Below are 19467 nucleotides of genomic sequence, written 5' to 3' on the forward strand. Positions count from 1 at the left end.
GGCTGCGGCGGCGACTGCGCGTGCAGTGGCGAGTACGTGGAGGTGCCCGTCGAGGTCGCGATCCTCAACGCCGTGCAGGGCACCATCGGCACGAATCCGGCCGTCGTTTCGGCCGCGCGGGCGATGTCGCACTTCGGTGAGCACGCGCTCGGCTGGGTCGGCATCGCGGCGGCGGGCTGGCTGGTCGACAAGCCGCGCCGCCGTCAGTGGGCGGGCGTGGCCGTCGGCGCGGTCGGCGCGCACGCGGCGTCGATCGTCATCAAGCGCATCGTCCGCCGCCCGCGCCCGAACGATCCGTCGGTGCAGGTCAACGTGTCGACGCCGAGCAAGCTGAGCTTCCCGTCCTCGCACGCCACCTCCACAACGGCGGCGGCGGTGTTGCTCGGCAGGCTCACCGGGCTACCCTTGCCTGCGGTGCTCGTGCCACCGATGCTGTTGTCCCGGGTCGTGCTCGGGGTGCATTACCCTTCCGATGTGCTCGCCGGTTCCGCACTGGGGGCCGCGTCGGCCGCCGCCGTGCTCGCCGCCGAAAAGAGACGCCGCCCGTGACCGCTACCGAAAGAACTCTGGCTGAGATGAGCGAAGAACCGTCCGCCGCCGTCCTGGACGAGGCTGCTGTGAAGGGCCCGCCGAAGACCCTGGCCGGCGGGCTCGTCAAGGCCGTTCGCCCACGTCAGTGGGTCAAGAACGTGCTCGTGCTCGCCGCGCCGCTCGCCGCGGGCCCCGAAGCCGTCAGCGACCTGGGGATCCTCGCGCATGTGGCGATCGCGTTCGTCGTGTTCTGCATGGCGGCGTCGGGCATCTACCTGGTCAACGACTCCCTCGATGTCGAGGCCGACCGCGCCCACCCGACGAAGCGGTTCCGGCCGATCGCGGCGGGCGTCGTTCCTGTCAACCTGGCTTACGCGCTGGCCGCCGTGCTGCTGGTCGGTTCGATCGCCGGTTCGTTCCTCGCGTCCTGGCATCTCGCCGTGGTGATGGCCGTGTACATCGGCATCCAGCTGGCGTACTGCCTCGGGCTCAAGCACCAGGCCGTGCTCGACATCTGCATCGTCTCCTCGGGCTTCCTGCTGCGCGCCATCGCCGGTGGCGCGGCCGCGGATATCGAACTGTCGCAATGGTTCCTGCTGATCATGGCGTTCGGTTCGCTGTTCATGGCGGCGGGCAAGCGCTACGCCGAACTGCAGATCGCGCTCGACACGGGCGCCAAGATCCGCAAGTCGCTGCAGTACTACACCCCCACCTACCTGCGCTTCGTCTGGACGCTCGCGGCCACCGCGCTCGTGGTGTTCTACGGACTGTGGGCGTTCCAGCAGGGTGAGGCCCGTGACACCCAGTGGTACGCGATCTCGATGGTGCCGTTTACCATCGCAGTCCTGCGTTACGCGGTCGACGTCGATGGCGGCGAGGCCGGTGAACCCGAAGAGATCGCGCTGGGGGACCGCATCCTGCAGTTCCTCGCTATTGCCTGGATCGGAGCGGTAGGTGTCGCTGTCTATCTCACCTGACGAGATCGTGGTAGCGGAGCGGGAATCATCTGAAGACGAACGGCTGGGCAGCGCCGAACAGGCGCGCCCGGCCGCGCGTTTCGCAGCCGCGTCCCGGGCCACATTCGTCGGTGGGGTCGTGCTCACCGCCGCGCTGTTCGCGATCGGTGCCTGGCAGCGGCGCTGGATCGCCGACGACGGGCTCATCGTCCTTCGCACAGTGCGCAACCTGCTCGCGGGCAACGGCCCGGTCTTCAACATGGACGAGCGGGTCGAAACCAATACCAGCACCGCCTGGACCTACATCGTCTGGTTCTTCAGCTGGGTCACCCAGGCCAGGCTCGAATACGTGGTGCTCGCTGTCGCCCTCGTCGTCTCGGTGCTCGCGATGGTGTTCGCCATGCTCGGCACCGCGCGGCTGTGGGGCGGAAGCACCGGTCAGCTGCTGATCCCGGCGGGTGTGCTCGTCTACATCGCGCTGCCGCCCGCCCGCGACTACGCGACCTCCGGGCTGGAGAGCGGCCTGGTGATCTGCTGGGTCGGGTTGCTGTGGTGGCTGATGATCCGGTGGAGCCAGGCCGCGGTCGTGCGGGTGCCCGGCCTGCTCGGGTTGGTGTTCCTGGCCGGTCTCGCACCGCTTGTCCGGCCCGAGGCCACCTTGATCGGGGTGCTCGCGCTCGGCATGATCTTCCTCGCGCCGATGCCGCAGTTCCGGTTCGGGCCCGTGGTGCTGCGCGCGTTGATCGTTCTGGTCGCCGGGCTTGTCCCGGTCGCCTACCAGATCTGGCGCATGGGCTACTACGGCCTGCCCTATCCCAATACCGCCGTCGCCAAGGACGCGGGCGGTGCCAAGTGGGGGCAGGGCCTGAAGTACCTGGCCGATCTGGTCGGGCCCTACTACCTGTGGATCCCGCTGCTGGTGCTGCTGGTCGCGGGCGTGCTCGCCGCCATGGCGCACGGGTTCCGGGTGAAGCCCACCTGGTCGATCGCCGCGATTCGCTCGTGGTTCCGTTCGCCGAGCGCGGTCGTGGTGATGGTGCTGCTCAGCGGCGTGCTGCTCACCGTGTACGCGGTGCGCGTGGGCGGTGACTTCATGCACGGCCGGATGCTGCTCACCCAGCTGTTCCTGCTGCTGCTCCCGGTGGCCGTCGTCCCCATCCCGGTGCGCGCGTTCGCGGCAAGGGACTGGTCGTTCGCGGTGCTGCTCGTCGCGCTGCTCGGCACGGCGGGCTGGTCGCTGTACGCGGCGAGCACCACCGCCATCACCACCGGAACCAAGATCAGCGCCTCGGGCATCGTCGACGAGCGTGTGTACTACGTGCTCAACACAGGTCACGACCATCCGATCCGCGCCGAGGACTACCTCGACTACCCGCGCATGCGAGCCATGGTCAACGACATCGCGAACAACCCCAACGGCGGCCTGCTGCTGAATTCGCCGTCGTTCACCTTCTGGTACCTCGACCCGCCGCCGCAGCCCATCCCCGAGGGCGGCGCCGGGCACACCGTGTACTTCCTCAACCTCGGCATGACCAGCATGAACGTGCCGCTGAGCGTGCGCGTGATCGACCCGATGGGCCTGGCCTACCCGCTGGCCGCGCATTCGGACCGGCTCGTCGACGGCCGCATCGGCCACGACAAGAGCCTGTACCCCGACTGGGTGGTCGTCGATTCGGGCATGGTCGACATCCATCCGTGGATGCCGTGGTTCATGGACGAGAAGTGGGTGACGCAGGCACGCACCGCCATGTCGTGCCCCGAAACGCAGGCCCTGATGATCTCCGTGCGCGACCCGCTCACCTTCGATCGGTTCAAGCACAACCTCCGCAATGCGATGACCTTCGCGAAGTACCGCATCGACCGCGTCCCGAAGTACGAGATCCAGCGGTGTGGGTTGGTCAACCCCTACCCCGAGCCACAGCGCTGAATCGATCACATAATTACTTTTTGGTAACGCCAGGCTATCGATGTAGCGATAGGGTCAACGAGGAACTTCCGTCGGCGCACTGGTGTGCCGGATGTCAGTCGGCGGTCATTGCAACCGCGGTTCCGCGTGAACCGCACGAGGAAAGGCCCAACACAGAATGCGTGGCGGACGTCTGAGAACCAGGGGAGCCGGCTGGCTCAAGCGGTCGGTGCTGGTTTCGTTGGCGATCGTGCTGCCGCTCGGGGCGTCGGTGGCAGGTCCCACCGGCACCGCGACGGCGGCATTCGATCCCAGTGGTTTCGATTTCTGGGTCGACTCCGAAATGGGCCCGATCAAGTCGCGGATCTTCCGTGCGGCCGACGGCAACACCAACCGGGTCGTGTACGCGCTCGACGGCATGCGGGCCCAGGACGACCTCAGCGGCTGGGAGAAGGACACCAACGTCGCCCGCGCGCTGATGGACGCCAACATCAACGTCGTGATGCCCGTCGGCGGCCAGTCCAGCTTCTACGCCGACTGGAACGCGCCGAGCAACTTCTTCGGCCTCGACGCCGGTTCGGGCGGTAGCTCCACCGGTTCGGCGGCCACCGGTTCGTCGATGACCGGTTCGTCGATCGCTCCGGCCCAGGTGGCGGGCAAGAAGAACACTTACAAGTGGGAAACCTTCCTGACCACGCATCTGCGTAACGCGCTGTCGAGCAGGCTCGGTTTCAACCCCAACAACAACGGTGTCTTCGGTCTGTCGATGGGTGGCTCGGCCGCCCTGACCCTGGCCGCCTACCACCCCGACCAGTTCAGCTACGCCGGTTCGTTCTCCGGCTACCTGAACATCTCCGCGCCGGGCATGCGTGAGGCGATGCGCACCGCCATGATCTCCGCGGGCGCCTTCAACATCGACGCGATGGCGCCGCCGTGGGGCCCGCAGTGGCTGCGGATGGACCCGTTCGTCTTCGCCCCGCGCCTGGTCGCCAACGGCACCCGCGTCTGGGTCTCGGCCGCCAGCGGTATCCCCGGTGCCGGCGATGTGTCCAACCCGATGGAAATCGTGCAGGGCGTTCCGCTGGAACTGCTCGCGATGGTCAACAGCCGGGCCTTCCAGGTCCGCATGGCCACCCTCGGCGGCGGCAACGCCACCTTCGACTTCCCGATCACCGGCGTGCACAACTGGCGCAACTGGGAAGCGGAAGTCCACCGCATGATCCCCGACCTTTCGGCCAATATCGGCTGAGTCGGCTGGTTTCACGCGAAACCGCCCGGGTGCATTCGCACCCGGGCGGTTTTGTGCTTTCGCGTCACGATCCGAGGCAAAGACGGTGACGAATCATGTGCGACAGATCACCCAGAGTTGTGTTGCGGGTCACTTTCCAGCAACATGTAAGCGTTCGTGAAGCGTTTGATACTCAGTGAGCATGCGTCGAGGTTGAATCGTCCGTTTTGCCCTGGTTCGATCACATTTTGGCGCCCGATGAGGAATCCGACTGCGTAGCTCGGGGTTTGCGCTATCGGTCTGCCGAGAAAGGTCTAGTCGAATGCGAACACTGCGCCGCGAGCGTGGACCCGTGAAGACCGCAACCCGCGGATCGTGGGTGCGGCGATGGGCCGCGGGCGTATCCATGGCTCTGCTCGTCCCGCTCGCCACGGCCGTCGGCGGCACCGCCGCGCCGGCCGCCGCGGGCTTCAACCCGGCCGCGTTCGACTTCTGGGTCGATTCCGGCATGGGCCCGGTGAAGACGCGCATTCTGCGCGCGGCCAACGGCAACACCAATCGAGTGGTCTATGTCCTCGACGGTATGCGCGCCCCCGAGCATCTCAACGGCTGGGAAATCGAGACCGATATCCCCAACGCGCTCGCGCGGGCCGATATCAACGTGGTGATGCCGGTCGGTGGAATGTCGAGTTTCTACGCCGACTGGAATTCCCCGAGCAGCTTCTTCGGCGTGCCCGGCACGGGCCCCGCCACCGGTTCCGGCGGGATCGACGCGTTCGCAGGCGGACCGGGCAAGAGCTACCGGTACCAGTGGGAAACCTTCCTCACCAGGGAACTGCCCAACGCGCTCGGTGACCGGCTCGGCTTCAGCCGCACCCGCAACGGCGTGTTCGGCCTGTCGATGGGCGGTTCGGCGGCGCTCACTCTCGCCGCCTACCACCCCGACCAGTTCTCCTTCGCGGGCGCCTACTCGGGCTACCTGAACATCTCCGCGCCCGGTATGCGTGAGGCCATCCGCCTCGGCATGATCGACGCGGGCGGCTACAACGTGGACTCCATGGCCCCGCCGTGGGGCCCACAGTGGCTGCGGATGGACCCGTTCGTGTTCGCCCCCAACCTGGTCCGCAACAACACCCGCCTGTGGATAGCGGCGGGCTCAGGCTTGCCGACCAGTTCCGACGGACCGAACATCAACACCGTCAACGGAATGGCGCTGGAAGCGCTGGCGCTGGCGAACACTCGGGCCTTCGAAGTCCGCATGGCCACCCTCGGCGCCCGCAACGTCACCTACTCGTTCCCGCCCTTCGGCATCCACGCCTGGAACACCTGGAACGACGAGGCCCTGCGCATGATCCCGGACCTGTCGAACAATATCGGCTGACAAAACATGAACCGGCGCCGAACATTTCGGCGCCGGTTTCGTGTGTCCGGACAACCCCAGCGGCGCCAGCCGCCAATATCCCTGCCCTTGCAGTTAATTCGCCGGTCGAATATCCTCCAGCGAGCGTAAGTGTGACCAGATCGTTGTTTCATCTCTTCTGACGACCGGAGTGTCGGGATCCGGTTGTCGGCACCGACGTGTCTGGCATGCCATAACAGCAGAAAGAGAGCGGAATTCACATGCGTTTCGGCAAGGCCGTCGCGCCGAAGGGTGACCAGCCGGGTACCTCCCGGGGCACAGCACCTCGTGGTTGGCGTAATCGAATTCTAGCTGTCGGCGCAGCAGCCCTCGTGCTGCCGATCGCCGCGGGTGCGGCGGCCCCGACTGCGTTCGCCGCGCCGGTTCCGGGTGTCGCACTGCGTGCGCCCGCGGGTGGCTACGAAGAACTGATGGTCCCGTCGAAGATGGGTCCGGTGAAGGTCCAGGTCCAGTGGGCCCGCAATGGTGGCAATGCCGCGTTGTACCTGCTCGACGGTCTGCGCGCCCGCGACGACCGCAACGCCTGGTCCTTCGAGACCAACGCGATGCAGCAGTTCGCCAACGACAACGTCACCCTGGTGATGCCGGTCGGTGGCCAGTCCAGCTGGTACGCCGACTGGACCGCCGCGTCCAACACCAACGGTCAGAAGACCACCTACAAGTGGGAAACCTTCCTCACCGAAGAGCTCCCCGCCTTCCTCGAGGGCTACGGCGTTTCCCGCCACAACAACGCGGTGCTCGGCCTGTCGATGTCGGGTCCGGCCGCGCTGCGGCTGGCCGCCCTGCACCGCGACCAGTTCAAGCACGCTTCCTCGCTGTCGGGCCCGCTGAACTGGGGTGCCCCCGGCATGCGTGAGGCCATCCGCGTGATGATGCTCGACGCGGGCCGCTTCAACGTCGACTCCATGGCCGCTCCGTGGAGCCCGGCGTGGCTGCGGATGGACCCGATGGTGTTCGCGCCGGAGCTGCGTGGTCTGCCGATGTTCATCTCCTCGGCCAACGGCCTGCCCGGTCAGCACGATCGTCCGGCCGGTCTGGGCGGGGTGTACAACACCGCCAACGCGATGGGCATCGAGGCCATCTCGTTCGTGAGCACCCTGGCGTTCCAGCGTCGTCTGGCCAGCCTCGGCATCCCGGCCACCTTCGACTTCCCGGCCACCGGTACCCACTCGTGGAAGTACTGGGAAGACCAGCTGTGGAAGGCTCGCCCGCAGATCCTGGGCGCGCTCGGTGCCTGAGTAGTTTCCGCACAGCAACGCTGAGAAGACCGGCTCACCCGCAGGGTGGGCCGGTCTTTTTGCTGTGCGGGCGCTTCGCGTGTCTTCCCCGGTTATCGGCCGGTACTGCGGTACAACGTGACGGAGGCTGTGTCCCAGGGTGGGGATAGGAGGTCGCGCGTGTTGCAGAAACATCGTCTCCGGGCGCCGATTCGGCGGATCCTCGGAATCGCGGCCATGACCGCCGCCCTGCTCGGTCCGGCACTCACCGTTCCCACGCCCGCGCAGGCCGCGGTGGCGTCGGTGCAACGGGTGGAGTGGCTGACGGACCGACGGGTGGCCTTGACGGTCTTCTCGCCCGCCATGAACACCCCCATCCAGGTGCAGATGCTGCTGGCCCGCGACTGGCACGCCCGGCCCGACGCCGCGTTCCCGATGATGCTGATGCTCGACGGCCTGCGCGCCCAGGACGACGAGAACGGCTGGACCAAAGACGCCGACGCCGAAGGCTTCTACGCCGACAAGAACGTGAACGTGGTGCTGCCGGTGGGCGGCCAGTCCAGCTTCTACTCCGATTGGCTCGAGCCCAACAACGGTCATGTGTACAAGTGGGAGACCTTCCTCACCAAGGAACTCCCGCCGGTGCTCGAACGTGATTGGCGCACGACGGATGTGCGTGGCGTCCAGGGCCTTTCGATGGGTGGCACGGCCGCGATGAACCTGGCGGGCCGCAATCCCGGCCTGATGAAGTACGTGGCCTCGTACTCGGGCCTGCTCACCACGACGACGCTCGGTATGCCGCAGGCGATCGAATTCGCGGTCCGCGACGCGGGCGGGTTCGAGTCGTCGGCCATGTGGGGTCCGCCCGGCAGCCCGGAGTGGGCCGCCCACGACCCGTATCTGCTCGCGGAGAAGCTCAAAGGCGTGAGCATGTACGTCTCGAGCGGCAGCGGGCTGGCGGGCAGCCATGATCAGGCGGGCGAGATCCCGCTGCTGAGCGAGAACTGGGCGGGCACCGGGCTGGAGATCCTCTCGCGTCTGTCGACCCAGAATTTCGTGACCAAGCTGGAGAAGCTCGCGATCCCGGTGCAGGCGAATTACCGTCCGGCGGGCACACATTCGTGGCCGTACTGGGATTTCGAGATGCGTCAGTCGTGGCCGCAAGCCGCGGCCGCGCTGGGCACGGAGCCCGGTGGGGCGCAGTGCGCGGCGGGCGGGGCGATCGGTTCGGTTGTGCAGGTGGCGAATTGGCTCGGCGGGTGCGTCACAGGGGAGTACGCGGCGGGCGCCGGGGTGGTACAGGACTTCATGAACGGCCGGGTGTTCCATTCGGCCGCGACCGGCACCCACGCCGTCGGTGGCCGGATCGGCGGCACATATGCCGGAATCGGCGGTGCCGCTTCACCGTTGGGCCTGCCGACCGGCGACGAGCACGGCCTGCCCGACGGGCGTGGCCGCATGCAGACCTTCGAGGGCGGCTCGATCTACTGGTCGCCGCAGACCGGCGCGCAGGTGGTGCGCGGCGCCTTCCTCGAGGAATGGGGCAGGCAGGGCTTCGAGGGTGGGCCCGCGGGCTACCCGCTGGCCGCCGAGGCGCGCACGCCCAGCCGCGACGGCGCGGTGCAGGCCTTCGAACACGGCACCATGTTCCACAGCGCCGCCACCGGCGCGCACCGCGTGGAGGGCTTCATCCTCGACAAGTACGCCCAGCTCGGATTCGAGAACAGCCCCCTGGGGTTCCCGGTGTCGGGTGAGCTGCCGCTGAAGGACTTCGGCCGGGCCACCCGGTTCGAGGGCGGCACCATCTACTGGAGCCCGCTCTCGGGTGCCTTCGCGGTGCGACCGGGCCCGCTGGCCGACGCCTGGGCCGCACAGGGCTTCGAGAACGGCCGTCTGGGGTATCCGGTGAGCGACGAGTTCACCGTTCCGGGTGGTGTGCAGCAGAATTTTCAGACCGGGTTCATCGTGGTGCGTGACGGCAGATCCGAAGTGCACGGTGTGTGAGCTCGGGCTGAGAACTCGCTGAGGTTCGTGCCGGGGCGCCCGGACCACCCGTGTGTCCGGCTAGCCTTGGCAGCGACCGCTCCCCTGACTAACGATCGAGGAAAGACATCTTCATGCATCGGATCCCTGGCAAGGTAGCCGGATCGGTCGCGGCCCTCGCGGCCGTCGCCCTGCTGTCCGCCTGCGGCGACAACGACTCGACCGCCTCGCAGACACCGACCCTTTCGTCGAGTGCGAGCGCCGCCGCGTCGGCGACCACGCAGGCTCCCGCCACCTCGGCGGCCGAGGACACCACCTCGGCGGCGCCGGAGTCCGAGACCTCGGCTCCCGAGCAGCCGCAGGTCGCGCCGACCGTCGAGGAGACCCCGGCCACCGGTAAGGACAAGGCGTTCCTCGACGAGCTCGGCAAGAACGGCATCCATCCGGCCGACCAGACCAGCGCGATCACCGCGGCCACCTACATCTGCTCGGCGAAGAGCACCGGCGCGAGTGACGCCGACATCGCCACCTTCGTCGCCGCGATGGCGGGCACCGACGCCGCGTTCGACCCGGCCAAGATGGACGTCAACAAGGCCGCCGAGATCTACATCGCGGCCGCGAACTCCACCTACTGCTGATGAATCCCCGACCGACGCGACGTACCCGCAGGTTCTGGCCTGCGGGGTGTCTGACGGTACTCGCGCTGCTCGTCCTGGCGATCATCGTCATCGTGCTGCTGTGGTACCTGCTCGCGGGCCGGTTGCGTGAGCCGGGGCCGACGCCGCCCGGGCCCCCGCCACCGACATCGCAGTCGGCGGACTGTCCCGATGTGATGTTGCTGTCGATTCCCGGTACCTGGGAGTCGGCCAGCAACGACGACCCGTACAACCCGACGGCCAATCCGATCTCGCTGATGCTCAGCATCACCAATCCGCTGCGCGCGCAGTTCCCGGAGAACCGGCTCGAGGTGTACACCGTGCCCTACGTGGCACAGTTCTCGAACCCCATCGCCATCCCGCCCGACGGTCAGGCCTCCTACAACAACAGCCGCACCGAGGGCACCGCGCGGGCCACCGACATCCTGGCTCAGCGTCATCAGCAGTGCCCGCTCACCACCTACGTGATCGCCGGGTTCTCCCAGGGCGCGGTGATCGCCGGTGACGTGGCCGCCCAGATCGGCGCGGGCAACGGCCCGATCCCCGCCGACCGGGTACTCGGCGTCACCGTGATCGCCGACGGCCGTCGCACCGCGAACACCGGCCCCGGCCAGCCGACCGAGATCGGCGACCCACCGCCTGCGGGCGAGGGTGCCGAAGTCGCGTTGCGGGGGGTGAACGTGCCGGGAATCACGATGACCGGCCCGCGTGAGGGTGGTTTCGGCGAGCTGGCACCGAAGGTGTTCTCCATCTGCGCCCCCGGCGACATGATCTGCGACGCGCCGCGCGAAGCGCTCAATCCGGTGAACGCGCTGGGCAGTCTCGCTGCGCTGATCCGATCGGCGGGCAACCCGGTGCACGCGCTCTACGCGAGCAATACCGTCGACGGGCAGGGCACCACGGCCACCCAGTGGACGGTCAACTGGGCGAGCGAGCTCATCCAGAACGCCCCCCATCCACCGCATTCCTGAGTTTCGCAAGACGAGGTTGTCACAGTCACAGGGCCGCCATGTTTGGCGTGGTTCATGCCTCGCTGTGACATCCGCAGTACTGTTCGCTCGCACGCTGTAAAGTGCGCTGGTGATTGCGCCCGAACACACCGGAGAGCCAGGAGCGAAGAGTTCATGACCGAAGCTGGGGCACCCGTCGGTGAGTTGACCGCGCTGGGTACGCCGCTGCGTCCGTTCCGTTTCGCCGCGGCGGGCGAGGGCAACAAGCAGGAGGGTGGCGCGCGCAAGTTCGTCCAGACGGCACAGGAAGCCGAGGAGATGGGTTACGACACGTTCGTCGTGCCCGATCACCTGGGTGACCAGATCGGCCCGATCGCCGCGCTGGGCGCACTCACGCAGGCCACGAGCAAGATCCGGCTCGGCACCTCGGTGCTGGCCAACGGATTCCGCCATCCCGTCGTGCTCGCCAAGGACCTGGCGACCATCGACGTGCTGTCCAAGGGCAGGCTGGAAGTCGGCGTCGGCGCGGGCTGGATCAAGGAAGAGTTCGAGAACGCGGGCATCCCGTACGAGCGTCCGGGCGTGCGCCTGGAGAAGCTCGACGAGTCGCTGACGATTCTCGACACGCTGCTGCGCGGCCAGGAATGCAACTTCGAGGGCAAGCACTACCAGGTGCGCGGCATCAAGGGCACGCCGCGCCCGCGGCAGGGCCCGCGTCCGCCGCTGTGTACCGGTGGTGGCGGTCCGAAGATGCTCGCCCTGGCGGCCAAGCACGCCGACATCGTCTCGGTGGTGCCGCAGACGACCAAGAACGGCAAGGGCCTGCTCTCGGGCATCACGCTCGAGAAGACGATCGAGAAGGTCAACATCGTCAAGGCCGCTGCCGGTGACCGGTTCGCCGACATCGAACTGAACTGGGCCATCACCGCCATCGTCATCACCGACGACCGGGAGAAGACCGCCGAGATGGCGCTGCGCGCGATCGATCGCGGCCTGCACCCGGACCTCGAGGTCGACGTGGAACTCTCGGTGGAAGATATTCTGAACTCGCCCTACGTCGCGATCGGTACGTTCGAGGAAATCGCCGAACAGATCAAGCGTGTGCGCGAACTCACGTCGATGTCGTATGTCGGCATCTTCCCCACCCAGATGGACGCGTTCGCGCCTGTCATTCCGCTGCTGCGGGAGGACTGAGCGGGGGTTCTCTGTAACATGACTCTGGTTTGAGAACATCTAGCCGATAGCGGTCTACCGCGCAGACCGCTCGAAAATCCGCAGGTTGTCAGGATGCATGCTCCGGCGTGCTCCGGGGGCCGGTGGCGATAGCGAGTCGTGGCCGCACCGGCGTCAACGTCGAAATGCGTTGGACGAATTCACCGGTGACTCGGCCTCGGAGGAGAAGAAGGAATGGAAGAGACTTTCGACGACTACCTGGACGAGACCGGGAACATCGTTATTCCCGAGGGTCGGACCCTGGTCGATCACGTCGAGAAGCACACCCGTAACGATGCGAACACGCTCGCGTACCGCTACATCGACTATTCGCGGGAACGCGACGGCGAGGTGCACGAGCTGACCTGGCAGGAGTTCGGAGTTCGGCTGCGCGCGGTGGCCGCTCGCCTGCAACAGGTGACCAACCCGGGCGACCGGGTCGCGATCCTCGCGCCGCAGGGCCTGGACTACGTGATCTCCTTCTTCGCTGCGATCTACGCGGGCACCATCTCGGTGCCGCTGTTCGATCCGGACGAACCCGGCCACACCGACCGGCTGCATGCCGTGCTCGGCGACTGCGAGCCGTCGGCGATCCTCACCGCTACCTCCTCGGCGGCAGGCGTGCGCCAGTTCTTCCGTTCGCTGCCCGCCGCTCAGCGCCCGCGCATCATCGCCGTCGACGCGATCCCCGACACCCTCGGTGACTCGTGGGTCCGCCCCGACACCGCGATCGACGACATCGCCTACCTGCAGTACACCTCGGGTTCCACCCGCACCCCCGCCGGCGTGGAGATCACGCACCGCGCGGTCGGGACGAACCTGCTGCAGATGATCAACTCGCTGAACATGAACGAGAACTCGCGTGGTGTCACCTGGCTCCCGCTGTTCCACGACATGGGCCTGCTGACCGTGATCCTGCCCGCCGTCGGCGGCAAGTTCATCACCATCATGTCGCCGAGCGCGTTCGTGCGCCGCCCGTCGCGCTGGATCAACGAGCTGGCCGCCGTCTCCGACGGTGCCGGTACCTTCGCGGCCGCGCCGAACTTCGCGTTCGAGCATGCCGCCGCGCGTGGTGTGCCGAAGGCGGGCGAGTCGCTGGACCTGTCGAACGTGATCGGCCTGATCAACGGGTCCGAGCCGGTGACGGTGTCCTCGATGAAGAAGTTCAACGAGGCGTTCGCGCCGTTCGGTCTGCCCAAGACGGCCATCAAGCCCTGCTATGGCATGGCGGAGGCGACGCTGTTCGTCTCGGCGACCAAGGCCGAGGACGAGGCCAAGTACATCTACGTCGACCGTGACGAGCTGAACGCGGGCCGGATGGTTCGGGTCGAGCCGACCGCGCCGAACGCCATCGCGCAGGTCTCCTGCGGTTACGTCGGGTTGTCGCAGTGGGCCGCGATCATCGACCCGGAGTCGATCGACGATCCCAAGGGCGGCCGTGAGCTGCCCGACGGCCGGGTCGGCGAGATCTGGCTGCACGGCAAGAACATGGGCATCGGCTACTGGGGTCGCCCCGACGAGTCGGCCAAGACGTTCCGCAACAAGATCGCCGAAGCGCAGCCGGGTGGGCACACCGAGGGCGCCGAGCCCGGTGCCGACTGGATGCGCACCGGCGACTACGGCGTGTACTTCGAGGGCGAGCTGTACATCACCGGTCGCGTGAAGGACCTGGTGATCGTCGACGGACGTAACCACTACCCGCAGGACCTCGAGTACTCCGCCCAGGAGGCCTCGACGGCGCTGCGTCCCGGTTTCGTCGCCGCCTTCGCGGTGCCCGCCAACCAGCTGCCCGCCGAAGTATTCGCCGCTGACAGCCACTCGGGCCTGAAGTTCGACGCCGACGACGCGTCCGAGCAGCTGGTGATCGTGGCCGAACGCGGTCCCGGCGCCGGTAAGGCCGACCCGGGCCCGATCGCCGACGCGGTGCGCGCGGCGATCTCGCAGCGCCACGGCGTCACCGCGCGTGACGTGCTGCTCGTGCCCGCGGGTTCCATTCCGCGTACGTCCAGCGGCAAGATCGCCCGGCGCGCCTGCAAGGCCGCCTACCTCGAGGGAACGCTGCGCGGTGGTTACACCCAGCAGGCTTTCCCCGATGCACCGGAAGAGTAATCGGCCGACCGGCTCGGAGCTGACGCCCGGTGCGACCACACCGGGCGTCAATCCACGGCGCGCCCTGTACGCAGACAGGTAGCTTGAGGAATTGATGGCTGACAACGAGGGCACGCCCACCCAGAACCCCGACCTCCCCGCGGAGCAGACCGAACTCTCGGTCGCCGAGCTGCGTGACTGGCTGCGCCGCTGGGTCGCCGAGGCGACCGGCCAGTCGATCGACGCGATCACCGTCGACCGGCCGATGGAGGAGTTCGGGCTTGCCTCGCGCGACGCGCTGGCCCTCGGTGGCGACATCGAGGACCGCACCGGCGTTTCGCTGGCTCCCACGGTGATCTACCAGCACCCGACCATCGCGTCGCTGGCCGAGATCATCGTCAACGGTGAGCCGGAGGAGGTCGAGGAGTCGGCCGACGAGTACACCGCGAGCTTCACCCCCGGTGAGGCGCACGACATCGCCGTGGTCGGCCTGTCGACGCGGCTGCCGGGCGCGGGCGACACTCCCGAGTCGACCTGGGAATTCATCATGGGCCGCGGCGACGCGATCCGTGAGCTGCCCGAGGGCCGCTGGGACGAGTTCCGCGCCGACCCGTCGGTCGCGGCGGCCATCGAGGCGGGCAACACCCTCGGCGGCTACCTGGACCAGGACGTGGTGAAGGGCTTCGACGCGGAGTTCTTCGCGATGTCGCCGGTCGAGGTGGAGCGGGTCGACCCGCAGCAGCGGCTGATGATGGAGCTCACCTGGGAGGCGCTCGAGCACGCGCGCATTCCGGCCAGTGACCTCAAGGGCGGCAAGGTCGGCGTGTTCGTCGGCTCCTCGACCAGCGACTTCCAGCTGCTCGCCTCGCTGGGTCTGGGTGACCGTGATCCGGATCTGCCGGTGTCGGCCGAGGGTTATGCCCTGCTCGGCGCGTCGACCGGTGTGATCGCGAACCGTGTCTCGTACTTCTTCGACTTCCGCGGCCCCTCGATCACCGTCGACACCGCCTGCTCCTCGACCATCGTCGCGGTGCACCAGGCGGTGCGCGCGCTGCGTGACGGCGAGGCCGACGTGGCGCTCGCCGGCGGCGTGAACATGATCCTGGCCCCGGTGATCACGCTCGGTTTCGACCAGAACGGTGCGGTCGCCAAGGACGGGCACATCAAGGCGTTCTCCTCCGACGCCGACGGCATGGTCCGTTCCGAGGGCGCGGGCCTTGTCGTGCTCAAGCGCCTCGTCGACGCCGAACGCGACGGCGACAACATCCTCGGCGTGATCAAGGGTTCGGCCGTGAACTCCGACGGCCGTTCCAACGGCCTGTTCGCCCCCAACCCCGACGCCCAGGTCGACGTGCTGCGTGCCGCCTACCGCGACGCGCGCATCGCCCCCTCCTCGGTCGACTACATCGAGGCGCACGGCACCGGCACCCCCATCGGCGACCCGATCGAGGCCGACGCCCTGGCCCGCGTCATCGGCCGTGGCCGCGAGGCAGACAAGCCCGCCCTGCTCGGTTCGGTGAAGACCAACTTCGGCCACCTCGAATCCGGTGCGGGCGTGCCCGCGCTGGCCAAGGTGCTGATGTCGTTCCAGCACAACGTGATTCCGCCGAACATCAACTACGCGGGCCCGAGCCCGTACATCCCGTTCGAGCAGGCCAACCTCAAGGTCGTCGACGAGCCGACCGAGTTCCCGCGCTACAGCGGTGTCGCCACCGTCGGTATCTCCGGTTTCGGTTTCGGTGGCACCAACGCGCACGTGGTGTTGCAGGAATACGTGCCGTCGCAGCCCGTCGTCGAGGACGTCACGTCCGAGCAGGTCGCCGCCGCCCTGGTCGAGGGTGAGGAGACCACCGATGTGGTCGCCGAGGCTGTCGCGATCACCGAGGCCGCTGTCGAACCGGCCCCGCTCGAGTGGGACGGCGACCGCGAGGAGCCGCTGCCGGTGATCCTCGCCGTGTCCGCCTACCTGCCGTCGCGCCGCAAGCGTGCCGCCGCCCGGCTCGCCGACTGGCTAGAGGGTGCGGGCAAGGATGTGCCGCTGGCCGACGTGGCCCGTTCGCTGGCCAAGCGCAGCCACCAGCGTTCGCGCGGTGTCGTCGTCGCCAAGACGCACGAGGAGGCCGTGGCCGGTCTGCGCGCGATCGCCGAGGGCAAGCCGGGCGCCGGTGTGTTCACCGCCGACTCGCCCGCGTCCAACGGCCCGGTGTGGGTGATGGCCGGTTTCGGCTCCCAGCACCGCAAGATGGCCAAGCAGCTCTACACCGAGAACTCGATCTTCCGTAAGACGGTCGACGAGGTCGACGAGCTGGTGCAGGACGAGGCCGGCTACTCGATTCGCGAGATGTTCCTCGACGACGAGCAGGACTACGACGTCGGCACCTGCCAGGTCGGTATCTTCACCATCCAGCTCGGCCTGGCCGCCGTGCTGCGCGCACACGGCGCGGAACCCGCCGCGGTGGTCGGTCATTCGATGGGTGAGGTCGCCGGTGCCTACATCGCGGGCGGTCTGTCGATCGAGGACGCGGTGCGCGTGATCTGCGCCCGCTCGCGCCTGATGGGCGAGGGCGAGCAGATGATCACCGAGGACGACGTGCGCAATATGGCACTGGTCGAACTCAGCGCCCACGACGTGGCCCAGCTGCTGCCGCGCTTCCCCGATGTGGAATGCGCGGTGTACGCGGCGCCGACGAACACCGTCATCGGTGGTCCGCGCGATCAGGTGGAGCAGATCGTCGCCGAGGTGGAGGGCATGGGCAAGTTCGCCCGCATCCTGCCTACCCGCGGCGCCGGCCACACCTCCCAGATGGATCCGCTGCTCGGCGAACTCGCCGCCGAACTCGCCGGTATCGAGCCCACGTCGCTGAAGGTCGGCCTGTACTCGACCGTGCACGAGGGCCTGTACTTCAAGCCCGGCACCGACCCGATCCACGACGAGCCGTACTGGGTGAAGAACATGCGCCACAGCGTGTACTTCACCAACGCGGTCAAGGCCGCCGTCGACACCGGGCACACCACGTTCCTCGAGCTGGCGCCGAATTCCGTTGCGCTGATGCAGGTTCTGGGCACCACCTTCGCGGCCGGTGTGCACGACGCGCAGCTCATCCCGACGCTCAAGCGCAAGGAGGACGAGTCGGCCGGTGTCATCGGCGCGCTCGCCCAGCTCTACGTGCACGGTCATGCGGTGAACCTGAGTTCGCTGCTGCCCGAAGGTGATTACGCGGATATCCCGCGTACCGCGTTCGTGCGCAAGGAGTACTGGCCCAAGGTCACGATGTCCTCGGGTTCGGGCAACACCCGCGTGCCCGGCGCGCACGTCGCGATGCCCGACGGCCGTCACGCCTGGGAGGTCCAGGCGGCCTCCGTCGGCGACCTCACCGCCCTGGTGAAGGCCGCTGCCGCGCAGGTGCTTTCCGATGTCGCCGTCACAGTGACGCACCCGCACGCCGAGCTGCCGACCACCGGCACCCTCACCACCACCCTCACCCCGCACCTCGGTGGGGCGTCGGTGCAGGTGCACGCCAAGACGCCGGTCGGGTTCACCCTGCTGTTCGACGCGGTCGTCACCTCCGGTGCGGCCCTGCCGGAACCGGTTGCGCCCGTCGCGGTTCCGGCTGCTGAACCTTCCGCCGCCGAGATCGCCGTCGCCACCAGCGACCGCTGGGACCCCAACGGCAGCGAGACCGTCGAACAGCGACTGTGCGTGATCGTCGCCGAGTCCATGGGTTACGCCGTCGAGGACCTCCCCATGGAGATTCCGCTGATGGAACTCGGCCTCGACTCGCTGATGGCCATGCGCATCAAGAACCGCGTGGAATACGAGTTCGACATCCCGCAGTTGCAGGTGTCGGCCGTGCGCGACGCCAGCCTGCACGAGGTGGCCAAGGTGCTGCGCTACGCGATCGAGCACCGCGACGAGGTCGCGGCGATGGCGGAGAAGCAGGCCGCCGCGCGGGCCGCGGGCGAGGATGTGGAGCTCGGGGTCGACGCGAACTTCGTCGAGGCGGCTCGGGCCGCTATCGCCGCGGGGGATGATCCGTTGGCCGCGGCCAAGGCTGCTGGTGCTGAGTTGCCGTCGGAAAACGGTGTCGCCGAATCGGTTTCGACCGCAGGTGCTGACGCGGGCACTGCCACCAGGGCGGATGCCGCGACCGGTGCTGCCACCAATGGTGCGGTGGCCGAGCCGGTTTCGGACGCCGTCGCCGATATCGACTACTTCGCCGACGCGAGTGCGGATGAGGACAACGTTCCGCCACGTGACGCTGCCGAGCGCCTCGCGTACGCCACGTGGGCCGTGGTCACCGGCACGTCGCCCGGCGGTGTCTACAACACCCTGCCGATTCTCGAAGAGGACGTGGCCGAGAAGATGGCGGCCCGGCTCTCGGAGCGGGTCAAGGCCGAGGTGACGGTCGACGATGTGCTCGATTGCGAAACCATCGAGCAGCTCGCCGAGATCGTGCGGAATCTGCAGGACAGCAGCACCGAAGTGGATGGCTTCGTGCGTCCGCTGCGTCCGCGCGCCGATGGTTCGGATGCTGTGCCGGTCTTCGTTTTCCATCCGTCGGGTGGCAACACACTGGTCTACGAGCCGCTGCTGAAGCGTCTGCCCGCCGATACGCCGATGTACGGCTTCGAGCGTGTCGAAGGCGACATCGAAGAGCGTGCGCGTCAGTACCTGCCCGAATTGCGCAAGATCCAGGGCAACGGCCCGTACGTGCTGTACGGCTGGTCGCTCGGTGCGGTGTTGTCGCTGCAGGTCGCTCAGCTCCTGCGTGAAGAGGGCGCCGATGTGCGTGTCGTCGGTCTGATCGACCTGGCGTTGCCGGTTCAGGACGAAGACAACAGCTCCGAGGAGCGGATGCGCCGCATCAAGCGTTACCAGCAGTTCGCGAAGTCGACCTATGGCGTCGACGGTGAACTGCCCGACGAGGAGCTGCAGCAACTGGCAGCGGCCAGCGATGAGGAGCAGTACGACATCGTGGCCAGCCTGGTGAAACTCACCGGCGCGAAGATTCCCGGTGGCGTGCTCGAGCACCAGCGCACCTCGTGGATCGAGAGCCGTCACCTTGCCAAGGCACAGCCGTCTCGGTACGACGGTGACGCGGTGCTGTACCTGGCCGACCGCTACCACGACGGCATGATCCAGCTCGAGCCTCGTTTTGCTGACCGCCGCCCCAACGGCGGCTGGGACGAATACATTCCCAACCTGGAGATCGTCCATATTCCGGGCGACCACCTGCAGATTGTCGACGAACCGCGGATCGGCCAGATCGGTGCCGACCTCGCCGCCAAGCTGGCCGCGATTTCCGCAAAGGGAGATTGA

At 67.6% G+C, this 19467-nt stretch carries 12 protein-coding genes; all 12 read left to right on the top strand.

All coding sequences use genetic code 11. The features are described 5' to 3' along the window. Positions 1-36 precede the first annotated feature (36 nt). On the top strand, positions 37-549 hold the full coding sequence (locus ACSVDM_RS15055) for a phosphatase PAP2 family protein (RefSeq protein WP_067494988.1): 513 nt from the start codon (positions 37-39) through the stop codon (positions 547-549). A gap of 26 nt (positions 550-575) precedes the next feature. Continuing rightward, a complete protein-coding gene (locus ACSVDM_RS15060) occupies positions 576-1508 on the top strand; it encodes a decaprenyl-phosphate phosphoribosyltransferase (RefSeq protein WP_067494894.1) in 933 nt (310 codons plus the stop codon). Positions 1509-1512: 4 nt separating this feature from the next. After that, complete coding sequence (zomB, locus tag ACSVDM_RS15065; protein ID WP_439265784.1) at positions 1513-3414, top strand: flagellar motor control protein ZomB; 1902 nt, start codon at positions 1513-1515, stop codon at positions 3412-3414. A 157-nt stretch (positions 3415-3571) separates the two neighbouring features. Next, positions 3572-4642 (top strand): alpha/beta hydrolase, encoded by a 1071-nt coding sequence (locus tag ACSVDM_RS15070; protein WP_181700508.1) that lies wholly within the window; start codon positions 3572-3574, stop codon positions 4640-4642. Positions 4643-4943: 301 nt separating this feature from the next. Beyond that, on the top strand, positions 4944-6002 hold the full coding sequence (locus tag ACSVDM_RS15075) for an alpha/beta hydrolase (protein ID WP_067640238.1): 1059 nt from the start codon (positions 4944-4946) through the stop codon (positions 6000-6002). Between the two features lie 239 nt (positions 6003-6241). Then, positions 6242-7279 (top strand): alpha/beta hydrolase, encoded by a 1038-nt coding sequence (locus ACSVDM_RS15080; RefSeq protein ID WP_243750028.1) that lies wholly within the window; start codon positions 6242-6244, stop codon positions 7277-7279. 216 nt (positions 7280-7495) lie between these two features. Then, complete coding sequence (locus tag ACSVDM_RS15085; protein WP_439265786.1) at positions 7496-9262, top strand: alpha/beta hydrolase-fold protein; 1767 nt, start codon at positions 7496-7498, stop codon at positions 9260-9262. A 113-nt stretch (positions 9263-9375) separates the two neighbouring features. Beyond that, the gene (locus ACSVDM_RS15090) at positions 9376-9879 is read left to right on the top strand and encodes a DUF732 domain-containing protein (RefSeq protein WP_067494883.1); all 504 of its coding nucleotides are present in this window, start codon (positions 9376-9378) and stop codon (positions 9877-9879) included. Beyond that, a complete protein-coding gene (locus tag ACSVDM_RS15095; protein ID WP_067640242.1) occupies positions 9879-10868 on the top strand; it encodes a cutinase family protein in 990 nt (329 codons plus the stop codon). The genes ACSVDM_RS15090 and ACSVDM_RS15095 overlap by 1 nt, the downstream gene beginning before the upstream one ends. 153 nt (positions 10869-11021) lie before the next feature. After that, entirely contained in the window at positions 11022-12041 is a 1020-nt protein-coding gene (locus ACSVDM_RS15100; RefSeq protein WP_067494879.1) for an LLM class F420-dependent oxidoreductase, read from the top strand. A gap of 213 nt (positions 12042-12254) precedes the next feature. Next, positions 12255-14168, top strand: a complete 1914-nt coding sequence (fadD32, locus tag ACSVDM_RS15105) for a long-chain-fatty-acid--AMP ligase FadD32 (RefSeq protein ID WP_439265620.1) — start codon at positions 12255-12257, stop codon at positions 14166-14168. Positions 14169-14262: 94 nt separating this feature from the next. After that, entirely contained in the window at positions 14263-19467 is a 5205-nt protein-coding gene (gene pks13, locus ACSVDM_RS15110) for a polyketide synthase Pks13 (protein WP_439265621.1), read from the top strand.

The sequence above is a fragment of the Nocardia sp. JW2 genome (assembly GCF_051843015.1).
In the GTDB taxonomy this organism is placed as follows: domain Bacteria; phylum Actinomycetota; class Actinomycetes; order Mycobacteriales; family Mycobacteriaceae; genus Nocardia; species Nocardia coubleae.